This window comes from Phenylobacterium sp. Root1290 (assembly GCF_001425305.1).
Classification (GTDB): Bacteria; Pseudomonadota; Alphaproteobacteria; order Caulobacterales; family Caulobacteraceae; genus Phenylobacterium.
This window is the reverse complement of record NZ_LMEE01000001.1, coordinates 1,953,498-1,963,348: the sequence shown is the minus strand read 5'-3', so window position 1 is coordinate 1,963,348 and position 9,851 is coordinate 1,953,498. Positions and strand designations below refer to the sequence as shown.

Here is a 9,851-nt window from a genome sequence, read left to right as displayed (position 1 = left end):
ATCTGGTCCGGCGTCGCGAACTGCGCCGGGATGATCACGTCGCCTTCGTTCTCGCGGTCCTCGGCGTCGACCAGGATGTAGGGCCGGCCGTTGCGCGCGTCCTCGATGATGTCCTCGATGGGCGAGATCGCCGACTCGTGAGGCGCATCGTCTGAGTTGGAGGTGGTCATGCTCGGGCTTTCATCTTGGCGAAGTCCAGGACCTGCTCGCCGACCGTGGCCAGCTGCCAGGCGTCCTTCGCCTCGATGCAGCCGCCCTCGGCGTCGAACAGACCCGTCGTTGCGTTCAGGGCCGCGCCGAACGGCGTCGGCCAGCCCCGCAGCGCATGTACGATCGACCGCAGTGTGGTCAAGGTGGTTCCGGCCGCCTGCCAGCCGTCGGCGGTAATGACGCAACCCACCGCGCGGTCGGTCAGATAGGGCCGCGCATCGCCGCGCAGCATCTCCAGGGTGTCGAGGGCGTTCTTGATCACGCCCGAGATGGAGCCGTGATAGCCCGGAGAGGCGACGATCAGGCCGTCGGCCTCGCGCACCGCCTGCGCCAGCGCGGCCTGTTCGGGCGTCGGCTCGGCGATGGCGGGATTGTAGATCGGCAGGCTCGACAGGAACTCCCCGCCCAGCAGCAGGGTCTCCCCGCCCCCGGCTTCGACCGCGCGCAAGGCGACGCTCAGCGCGCGTTCGGTGCTCGAGCCCGGCCGAGTGGTGCCGCCAATGCCGACGATCAGCGGCTTACGCAAACTCATGAGGCCCCCTCGAACAGCTTCTTCAATTCGGTCTTCACGATCTTGCCGTTGGCGTTGCGCGGCAGGGTCTCTGGCCAGAACCGCACCTCCACCGGGACCTTGAAGGCCGCCAGCCGCTCGCGGACGAAGGCGCGCAGCTCGTCCTGGTCCGCCGTGCCGCCGGGCTTGAGGTGCACCACCGCCACGGGCTCTTCTCCGAGGGTCTTGTGCGGCCGGCCGACCAGCGCGGCGTCCATCACGTCGGGGTGGTCGTAAAGCACGTTCTCCACCTCCACGCAGTAGATGTTTTCGCCGCCGCGGATCAGCATGTCCTTGGCGCGATCGATGATGAACAGGAAGCCTTCCTCGTCGATCCGGGCCAGGTCGCCCGTGCGCAGCCAGCCCTCGACGAACGTCTCCGCCGTCGCCTCCGGCTTGTTCCAATAGCCCTTCACCACCTGCGGGCCCTTCACCCAAAGCTCGCCGACCGCCCCGGCCTCCAGGATGGTCTTGCCGTCGGCCGGGTCGCGGATCTGCATCTCGCCGACCGGAGCGGCTGGACCAGCGCTGTCGGGACGGTTCTCGTAGTCCTTGCCCAGGTGCGAGGTGAAGGTCGCGGTCGTCTCGGTCATGCCCCAGCCGTTGCCCGGCTGCGAGGCGGGGAACACCTCGACGATCTTGCGCACCAGCTCGGGCGCCGAGGGCGCGCCCCCATAGGCCACCGACGTGAGGCTGGAGAGGTCGTACTTGGCGCGGGCGGGGTGCTCGATCAGCTGCCAGGCGATGGTCGGAACCCCGCCGGTGGAGTTCACCTTCTCGCGCTCGATCAGTTGCATGGCCGGCTCGGTGTCCCAGCGGCGCATCAGCACGATCTTGCCGCCGGAGTTCATCGCCGGCGACAGGTTCGCCGACAGGCCGGTGGCGTGGAACATGGGCACCACCAGCAGATTGACCCGCTGCGGCAGCTTGTGCGGATCGCTCTCCGGCAGCGGCTGGCCGGCGCGCAGGAAATTGCGCGTCGCCGAGATGCCGCTGGCCATGATGTTGGACGTCATGTTGCGATGGGTGCCCAACGCCCCCTTCGGCTTACCCGTGGTGCCGGACGTGTAGAGAATGGTGGCGTCGTCCTCGGGCTCCAGGGCGACATCCGGCAGCGGCTGATCTGGCAACCGGCCCCAGTCATTGACCTGCCCGATGACATCTTCCAGCCGGCGGACCTTCGCATCCGTCGGCTCGCCCGCGAGCCGCGGGACGTAGACCTTTTCCAGGTTCGGCAGGTTAGCGAACGAGGCCTGGATGCGCTCCAGCCGCTCATCGTCGACGATCGCGACCTTGGTTCCGGAATCGGCCAGGCCGTACTCCAGCTCCGGCCCCGTCCACCACGCGTTCAGCGGCGTGACGATCGCCCCGGCCAGGATTCCGGCCCAGAAGGCTACCGGCCACTCGGGAATGTTGCGCATGACGACGGCGACCCGGTCGCCCTTCTTCACGCCGTCGGCCTGCAGCTGGCGCGCCAGGGTGATCGTGGCGCGCGCGAAGCCCTCGAAGGTCGCGCGGTCGTTCTCGTAGACCAGGAACTCACGGTCCGCGAAGGTGCGGCCGTTGAGGAAGATATCGCGCAGGGTCGCCGGCGCGTTCTTCCAGGTGCGGGTGGCGATCCCCCGGATCACCTTCTCTTCGATCTCGAACCGCTCGCCCGGCGCGGTCAGGCGAGAGTGCGCCTCCGCAAGCGTCAGGACGGGCCAGGCCGGAACGGCGGGGGACGCGGAATGAGTTTGAACGTCGGTCACGAAATGCCTCGAAATCGAATAGCTCAAAATAAGAAGGGCGGCCCCCGCTAGGAGGCCGCCCCACACAGTAGTCCGTTGATATCCGAACGGTATAGCCGTCAGGCGTTTTCGGCGTTCTTGGCGCGTTCGGCGCGATAGGCTTCCTTCAGTTCGGTCAGCTCCTTGGCGTACTTCTCCTCGGCCGCCTCCTTGAGGCGCGGGATGTGGTAGTTCGGGAACAGATCGTTGTCGGGCCGATAGTCCTTCAGCACCTGCTTGGCCAAGGTCACTTTGTGGACCTCGGTCGGGCCGTCGGCGATGCCCATCACCAGGCTGGACGTCACCATGTGCATGAACGGCATCTCGTTGGAGACGCCGAGCGCGCCGTGCAGGTGCGCGGCCTTGGTGGCCACGTCGTTATAGACCTTGGGCATCGCGACCTTGATGGCGGCGATGTCCTTGCGGACCATGTTGTAGTCCTTGTGCTTGTCGATCAGCCAGGCGGTGCGCAGCACCAGTAGGCGGAACTGCTCGACCGCGATCCAGCTGTCGGCGATCTGCTCCTGCACCATCTGCAGGTCGGCCAGCTTGCCGTCGCGGGTGGTGCGCGAGACCGCCCGGCGGCACATCAGATCGAGCGCGTGCTTGCAGGCGCCGACTGTACGCATCGCATGGTGGACCCGGCCGCCACCCAGACGCACCTGGGCGATCACGAAGGCCGCGCCACGCTCGCCCAGCAGGGCGTCGTAGGGAACGCGCACGTCGGTGTAGCGGACATAGCCCTCGGTGCCGTTGCCGATCTCGCCGCTGCCGACGCCGACATTGCGGATGATCTCGACACCGGGGGTGTCAGTCGGCACCAGGAAGATCGAGGTCCGGCGATAGGGGTCCTTGGCGTCCGGATCGGTCACCGCATAGAGCACCAACACCTTGGAATAGCGGGCGTTGGTCGAGAACCACTTCTCGCCGTTGATCACCCACTCATTGCCGTCCAGCACCGCGCGGGTCTTGAAGGTCAGCGGGTCGGAACCGCCCGTGGGCTCGCTCATCGAGAAGGCCGAGCGGATGTCGCCGTTGAGCAGCGGCCAGAGATACTGCTCCTTCTGCTTGTCGGTGCCGTAGTGGGCGATGATCTCGGCGTTGCCGGTGTCCGGCGCCTGGCAACCGAAGATGGTCGGAGCCAGGCTGTTGCGGCCCAGCTTCTCATTCATCAGGCCAAGCTTCAGCTGACCAAAGCCCTGGCCGCCCAGTTCAGGACCCAGGTGGCAAGCCCACAGCCCCTGGGCCTTCACCTTTTCCTGCAGCGGCTTGATGAACTTCTCGCGCCCTAACGTGCCGCGCACCGCAAGGCCGAGCTGCGAGAGAGGCTCGACCTCCTCGCGCATGAAGTCCTCGATCCAGTCCAGCTTCTTCTGGAACTCGGGGTCGGTTTCGAAATCCCACGCCATCTGGCGTCTCCCATCTGCTCATACAAAATCGCGATTTTTCGTAATATCGGTATGGACGACCGCGCAAACGCCCAAAAATCTTGCGCGCGGACAGCTGGTTAGCTCTCCGCGCTTCGCGACATTATCAAACGCTTGTTTGCATGACGCAACGGCGCCGATGGGGCGCCGTTGCGTTTTTCTAGGGTCGCCCCTACTCGGCGGGGGCCTTGACCGGCGCCTTGGCGGGCACGGCGTGACGCGCAGCGTCGTCGACGACCTCGGTCTCTTCGGCGACGGTCGGCGTGCTCATGCCTGTGTCCGGCGCGGAGCCCATCGGAATGCCCTGCATGAGCCTGGCCTTGCGCCAGCCGCCCCAGCGATAGTAGCTCGCGGCCAGCACCAGCGACATGATCGAGCCCAACGGGAAGCTCCACCACACGGCGTCCTGGCCCAGCGTCGGCTGCAGGATCTGCGCGAACGGGATCCGCACCAGCCACATCGAGATGAGCAGGCCCAGCAGCGGCGGCCACACCGCCCCTGTCGCGCGAATGATGCCGTTCAGCACGAAGGCCATCCCGAACGGAATGAAGCCCCACAGCGCGAAGGCGTTGATGTGCATGGCGATGGCCAGCGACGGGCTGTCGCTGGGCAGGAACGCCATCAGCACCCAGGGCTCGACGAGATAGATCAAGGCCACCGGCAGCCCGGTCATGAAGGCCGCGATCATCACGCCCTTGCCCGCGATCTGGTTCACCCGGTCCATCCTGCCGGCGCCGACGTTCTGGGCCGCCATCGAGGACACCGCCGCGCCCAGCGCCATGGCCGGCATCTGGATGTAGGTCCAGAGCTGGATCGCCGCCCCGTAACCGGCGGCCGTCTCCGAGCCGTAGGCGTTGACGAAGCGGATCATCATCACCGCGGCGCCCGAGATGACCAGCATCTGCAGCGCCATCGGGAAACCCTTGACCACCAGCGTCTTGATGATCGCCAGCTCCGGCTTGAACAGCCCCCAGTCGGCGCGCTTGAGGATCAGCACGCTGTCGGTGCGGTAGAGATAGATGATCATCGCCACCAGGGTGATGTTCTGGCTGATCAGGGTAGCGGCCGCCGACCCGGCGATGCCCAGGCGCGGGAACGGGCCAAAGCCCGTGATCAGAAGCGGGTTCAGGATCACGTCCAGTCCGACCGCCGCGAGCGAGAACCAGAACGGGGTCTTGGAATCGCCCGCCCCGCGCTGGGCCATCATCACGAACGAAAAGAAGTACATGAACGGCATGGCCGTGAAGATCACCCGCAGATAGGTGATCGCGTCGCGCGTGGCGTCCGGCGGCGTCTGCATGAGCTTCAGGATCGCGGGCGTGAGCATGTAGCCCGCCACCCCCACCGACAGCGACAGCAGCAGGAAGAAGGTTGAGGCCGAGCCGACCACCCGCTTGACCGTCCTCACGTCCTTGGCGCCCACGGCCTGCGAAATCAGCAGGTTGGCGGCCATGGTCATGCCGAACACGGCGCCCAGCATCAGGAAGAAGATGTTGTTGGCGTTGACCGTCGCGGTCAGCGCCGCCTCGCCCAGCACATGGCTGACCCAGATCGCGTTGGCCGATCCGTTCAGCGACTGGAGGATGTTGGAGCCCAGCACCGGCAGGGCGAACATGATCAGGGTCTTGCCGATCGGCCCCGTCGTCAGGTCCTGCATACCGCCGGGACGACCGGCAGGCGCGGGCGCGCCCTTCTTAACCGCTGAATCCACTTCGCTCCCCAGGGCGCTGAAGAATATGCGCCGACCGGCCGCCCGACCTCGCCCTTGAAATGAGGGCGCTGCTTTGCTTACGCCCCGGGCGGCAGGCGACGGCGACTGTATGCGCGCCCCTGCGCCGCCTCAAGCATCCGGAGTGAGCTTGGCGGGAAGAAATCCCATGGTTGCGGTCGGCTCGGGCGCGCCGCCGGGCGCGCCCGAGCCTGCGACAGGTGCGCTAGGCGTTCGCCAGGCGGCTCTTCACCCGGCCATAGGCCAGGTAGGCGGCGACGCCGATCGCGTTCCAGATCAGGAAGTTGATCAGGGTCGAGGCTGGCAGCGTCGTGAACAGGTAGAGACAGCCGACCACCGCCGCCGGCCCGACGAACCACCACAGCGGCGTGCGGAAAGGCCGCGGCAGGTCGGGCGCGCGGCGACGCATGAGCATCATCGCGATCGCCGTGGCGATGAAGGCCAGCAGCGTGCCGGCGTTGGCCAGGGCGGCGATCTCGTCGAGCGGCAGGAAACCGGCGATGCTGGCGGCGACCACGCCGGTCAGGATGATCACCGGCGCCGGCACCCCGCGCGAGCCGACTTTGGACAGGCCACGCGGCAGCAGGCCGTCGCGGGCCATGGCGAAGAAGATCCGGCTCTGCCCGAACATGAAGACCATGATCACGGTCGGCAGGGCGACCACCGCCGCGCCGGCCACCACGGCCGCCACCTGAGGATGGCCCAAGCCGCGCAGGATGAAGGAAAGCGGCTCGGGGCTCTTGGAGAACACGTCGAACGGCGAGGCGCCGAGCGCCGCCGTGGCGACGATCATGTAGATCGCGGTGCAGGCGACCATCGAGCCGATGATACCGATGGTCAGGTCGCGGCCCGGGTTCTTGGTTTCCTCCGCCGCCGTCGAGATCGCATCGAAACCATAGAAGGCGAAGAAGATGATGCCGGCCGCCGCCGCGACGCCGCGCTTTACCCCTTCGGAGTCGACCACCGCGCCAAATCCGAACGGGGCGAAAGGTTCGAAGTTGGCGGCGTCAAACGCTGGAATGGTCAGGGCGACGAAGGCGGCGAGCGCCACGATCTTCACGATCACCAGGATGAAGTTGATGGTCGCGCTCTCACGCGTGCCGACCAGCAGCAGCGCGGTGACCACCAGGGTGATGAAGATGGCCGGGACGTTGATGATCCCGCCCGCGTGCGGCCCCGCCAGCAGCGCCTGCGGCACGGCCCAGCCGGCTTGTTGCATCAGGCCGCCGGCATAGCCGGACCACCCGACGGCGACCGTGGAGCAGACGACCGTGTACTCGAGGATCAGGCTCCAGCCGACCACCCACGCCGCCAGTTCGCCCATGCCGACATATGAATAGGTATAGGCGCTGCCCGCCTGGGGCATCATCGTCGACATCTCCGCATAGCAGAGTGCGGCGAAGGCGCAGACCGCGCCGGCCAGGGCGAAAGACAGGATCACCGCCGGTCCGGCCAGCCCCGCGGCCACGCCGGTCAGGGTGTAGATGCCGGTGCCGATGATCGCCCCGACGCCCAGGGCCACCAGATGCGGCCAACCGAGAGTCGGTATCAAGCTGTGCCCGTCGTGGGCCGCCGGCGGCTCCATCGACTTGCGACGCGTCACGAAACTCATGGAACTCCCCCCGAGGGTACTTTTCTTATCGCCGCGACCATGGCCCGTCGCGCGCGAGACTTGAAGTGGGATGATTCTTCGCCGTCCGGCGAGGGTGGGTAGCCGAAAATACCTTGGCGGGGGACGTCCCAGGCGCCAGCTTTCCTGAACCCATTGTGAAGGTGGACTGATTATGCGTCTGGCGCCCCTGGCCCTGATCCTTGCCTTGGGCGCGACGCCCGCCCTCGCGGACGACGCCGCGCTCGGCAAGCTGATCGCCGACTATGAGCTCTACAGCCTCTCGCAAAATCCGATCGAGGCTGGCCAACAGGGCGACCGCGCCGCGCTCTCGCGCCTGCCCGACAATTCCCCCGGGGCGGAGGCTGCGCGGACCACCGCCCTCAAGGACTATGCGGCGCGCGTGGCCGCCATCGATCCGGCGGGGCTTTCCGACGAGGGCCGCACCAACCGCGAGTTCCTGACCTGGACGGTCGGACGCCAGCTCCAGAGCCTGGCCTTCGACGAGGCGCGGATGCCGTTCTCCTCGGACGGCGGCTTTCATTGGACCCTCGGCTACCTCGCCTCCTCGACCCCCATGCGCAGCGTCGCCGACGCCCGCGCCTGGATTGATCGCCTGAACGCTGCGCCGGTCTATTACGCGACCGAGATCGCCAACGCCCGCCGCGGAGCCAAGTCCGGCTTCACGCAGCCGCGCGGCACCGTCGAGCAGGTGATCGCGCGAGCGCGCGAGCAAGCCGCCGCGCCGGTCGAGAGCGATCCGCTGCTGGCCCCGATCGACCGCTTGCCGGCGTCCGTCCCGCTCGCCGACCGCCAGGCGTTGCGCGCCGAGGCGCTCGCCGCCGTTCGCGACAAGGTCCGCCCGGCCCAGGCGCAGTTCGTCGATTTCCTGCAGAACGAGTATCTGCCCAAGGCGCGCAAGTCGCTGGCCGCCCGCAGCCTGCCGGACGGCGCGCGCTACTACGCCTGGCTGGTCTCCGACCACACGACCACGCAGCTCACGCCCGACCAGATTCACCAGAACGGCCTGGCCGAGGTCGCCCGCATCCGCAAGGAGATGGACGGCGTCATCGCCGAGACCGGATTCACCGGCGACTTCGCGGCCTTTCAGGCGCATCTGCGCAGCGATCCGCAGTTCTACGCGACCAGCCGCCAGGCGCTGCTCGAGAAGGCTTCCGAGATCGCCAAGCGGATCGACGACCAGCTTCCCGCCTGGTTCGGAACCCTGCCGCGCCTGACCTACGGCGTGCGCCCGGTGCCGGCCGACATCGAGAAGACCTACACCACCGGCCGCTACTTCCCCGGCAATCCCAAGCTGGGCGTCGCCGGCGGCTACATGGTCAACACCTACGACCTGCCTCAGCGCCCGCTCTACGAACTGCCCGCCCTCACGCTCCACGAAGCGGTTCCGGGACATCACCTGCAGATCGCTCTTGGCCAGGAGGCGGCCGACGCCCCCTACTTCCGCCGCGAGGCCAACGTCACCGCCTTCACCGAGGGCTGGGGCCTATACGCCGAAAAGCTCGGCGGCGAGATGGGCATCTATCGCAACGCCTACGAACGCTTCGGCCGACTGTCGTACGAGATGTGGCGCGCCTGCCGGCTGGTCGCCGACACCGGTCTGCACTGGAAGGGCTGGAGTCTGGATCAGGCTCGCGAGTGCTTCACGAAGAACTCCGCGCTCTCGCCGCTCAACATCGAGGTCGAGCTGGCGCGCTACGTCTCCTGGCCGGGCCAGGCCCTGGCCTACAAGACCGGCGAGATGAAGATCGTCGCCACCCGCGAGAACGCGAAGGCGCGACTGGGCGAGAAGTTCGACATCCGCCGCTTCCACGACGCCATGCTGCTGGCCGGCCCGATGCCGCTCGACATGCTGGAGCGTCGCATGGACGCGTGGATCGCGGCGGAAAAGGCGCGCTAGTCGGGCCAGAGCTCCTGGACGTCGCCCTTGCGATTGAGGACGCGCACCGCCCGCTTGACGACCATCAGCAGCCGTTCCTTGCGGGCGGCCTCATCATAGGTCATCGCGCCGCGGGCCAGGCCTTCCAGCAGGAAGCGGCCGAGATCTCGGCTGGTCTGGAAGCGCGGATCGACCCCGGCCTGGGCCAGGGCCAGGAAGCGTTCGCCGACCTGGTTGCGGTCAAAGGCGCTCTGGGCGTCGGCCAGGCGCACGCGCAGCATCGCATCGGTGCGCGCGGCGGCCTCCAGCTCGGCGAAGGCGATGAACGGGATTTCGTGCAGCAACGCCCAGTAGGCGTCGATCGCATGCTCGGCGGCGTCCACCCCCGGCGCCATCGGTCCAGATGCCGCTTGTTCAAACAGCCGCGCCCGCTCGACTTCGATGTGGGCGATGGCGGCCTCCACCAGCTCTTCGCGGCTGGCGAAATGATAGAGCATCGCGCCGCGGGTCAGGTTGGCCGCGTCGGCGATCATGGCGTTGGTCGCCGCGTGATAGCCGTTTTCGGCAAACAGCCTCATCGCCGCGTCGAGAATACGCGCGCGGGTGCGCCGAGACTTCGGCGTCTCCTTCGCAGGATAGGTTCGGGCGTCCATTGGA

Annotated in this window: 8 protein-coding genes (1 of these 8 only partly in view); 1 reads left to right on the top strand and 7 read right to left on the bottom strand. The window is 67.4% G+C overall.

What is annotated here, in order from left to right; all coding sequences use genetic code 11:
• The 6 genes from ribB to ASC79_RS09495 form a co-directional block, all read right to left on the bottom strand.
• Positions 1 to 170, bottom strand: the beginning of a protein-coding gene (gene ribB / locus ASC79_RS09520; protein WP_056023052.1) for a 3,4-dihydroxy-2-butanone-4-phosphate synthase. Its footprint begins 958 nt before the window's first position; the window shows 170 of its 1,128 coding nt (coding positions 1–170); it begins with the start codon at positions 168 to 170; its stop codon lies off the left edge, out of view.
• Positions 167 to 742 carry an NADPH-dependent FMN reductase gene (locus ASC79_RS09515; protein WP_056023055.1) on the bottom strand — a complete coding sequence of 192 codons (576 nt, stop codon included), beginning with the start codon at positions 740 to 742 and terminating at the stop codon, positions 167 to 169. Before ASC79_RS09515 ends, ribB begins: the two co-directional genes overlap by 4 nt.
• Positions 739 to 2,511, bottom strand: coding sequence for a class I adenylate-forming enzyme family protein (locus ASC79_RS09510; RefSeq protein WP_056023059.1), 1,773 nt, complete (start codon positions 2,509 to 2,511; stop codon positions 739 to 741). Before ASC79_RS09510 ends, ASC79_RS09515 begins: the two co-directional genes overlap by 4 nt.
• A 98-nt stretch (positions 2,512 to 2,609) precedes the next feature.
• Positions 2,610 to 3,938 (bottom strand): acyl-CoA dehydrogenase family protein, encoded by a 1,329-nt coding sequence (locus ASC79_RS09505; RefSeq protein ID WP_056023062.1) that lies wholly within the window; start codon positions 3,936 to 3,938, stop codon positions 2,610 to 2,612.
• Between the two features lie 190 nt (positions 3,939 to 4,128).
• Positions 4,129 to 5,667 carry an MATE family efflux transporter gene (locus ASC79_RS09500; RefSeq protein ID WP_235528772.1) on the bottom strand — a complete coding sequence of 513 codons (1,539 nt, stop codon included), beginning with the start codon at positions 5,665 to 5,667 and terminating at the stop codon, positions 4,129 to 4,131.
• A 223-nt stretch (positions 5,668 to 5,890) separates the two neighbouring features.
• Positions 5,891 to 7,297 (bottom strand): amino acid permease, encoded by a 1,407-nt coding sequence (locus ASC79_RS09495; protein WP_056023068.1) that lies wholly within the window; start codon positions 7,295 to 7,297, stop codon positions 5,891 to 5,893.
• A gap of 172 nt (positions 7,298 to 7,469) precedes the next feature.
• Between ASC79_RS09495 and ASC79_RS09490 the strand changes: the two genes are divergently transcribed.
• Positions 7,470 to 9,215: a DUF885 family protein gene (locus ASC79_RS09490; protein ID WP_056023071.1), complete on the top strand. Its 1,746-nt coding sequence runs from the start codon at positions 7,470 to 7,472 to the stop codon at positions 9,213 to 9,215.
• Here ASC79_RS09490 and ASC79_RS09485 read toward each other — a convergent pair.
• Complete coding sequence (locus ASC79_RS09485; protein WP_056023074.1) at positions 9,212 to 9,847, bottom strand: TetR/AcrR family transcriptional regulator; 636 nt, start codon at positions 9,845 to 9,847, stop codon at positions 9,212 to 9,214. The two genes, ASC79_RS09490 and ASC79_RS09485, sit on opposite strands and share 4 nt — an antisense overlap.
• Between the last annotated feature and the right edge of the window lie 4 nt (positions 9,848 to 9,851).

What these genes read in the sequence shown, in the direction of transcription:
- ASC79_RS09515 (WP_056023055.1), bottom strand. Translation starts at nt 742, where the DNA reads ATGAGTTTGCGTAAGCCGCTGATCGTCGGCATTGGCGGCACCACTCGG.
- ASC79_RS09505 (WP_056023062.1), bottom strand. Translation starts at nt 3,938, where the DNA reads ATGGCGTGGGATTTCGAAACCGACCCCGAGTTCCAGAAGAAGCTGGAC.
- ASC79_RS09495 (WP_056023068.1), bottom strand. Translation starts at nt 7,297, where the DNA reads ATGAGTTTCGTGACGCGTCGCAAGTCGATGGAGCCGCCGGCGGCCCAC.
- ASC79_RS09490 (WP_056023071.1), top strand. Translation starts at nt 7,470, where the DNA reads ATGCGTCTGGCGCCCCTGGCCCTGATCCTTGCCTTGGGCGCGACGCCC.
- ASC79_RS09485 (WP_056023074.1), bottom strand. Translation starts at nt 9,847, where the DNA reads ATGGACGCCCGAACCTATCCTGCGAAGGAGACGCCGAAGTCTCGGCGC.